General features: G+C 51.1%; 1 protein-coding gene. It reads right to left on the minus strand.

Annotation, left to right across the window (positions count from 1 at the left end; genetic code table 11):
- Positions 1-104 precede the first annotated feature (104 nt).
- The coding region (locus CIK99_RS14775; RefSeq protein WP_371591056.1) for an AAA family ATPase at positions 105-448 on the minus strand (344 nt) is incomplete at its 5' end.

Below are 448 nucleotides of genomic sequence, written 5' to 3' on the forward strand. Positions count from 1 at the left end.
TTTCTGACCTTCTTTTATATCTCTGATGTTTCCAAAACATTGTCTCCTTAGTGTTATAACTAACTGCTCACCCATCCTGGTATCCGCGCTTGCAGGCACCGTCATCATGGCACCTCCACCTTGTTTATAATGCGTGAGATAATCTCCTCGCTGGTGACGTTGCTTGCCTCTGCCTCGTAGGAAAGGCCAATGCGATGGCGCATCACATCGTAGGCTACAGCCCTCACATCCTCTGGCACTACATATCCGCGGTGCTTGATGAAGGCATAGGCACGCGCGGCCTTGGCCAAGTTGATACTTGCACGCGGACTGCCGCCAAACGTGATCATGTCCTTAAGGTCGGCAAGCTGGTAGCGGTCAGGATAACGTGACGCGAATACTATGTCGGCAATATACTGCTCTATCTTCTCGTCAATATACACCTGATTGACAACCTCGCGGGCACGCA

The sequence above is a fragment of the Prevotella sp. P5-92 genome (assembly GCF_002251245.1).
Lineage (GTDB): Bacteria > Bacteroidota > Bacteroidia > Bacteroidales > Bacteroidaceae > Prevotella.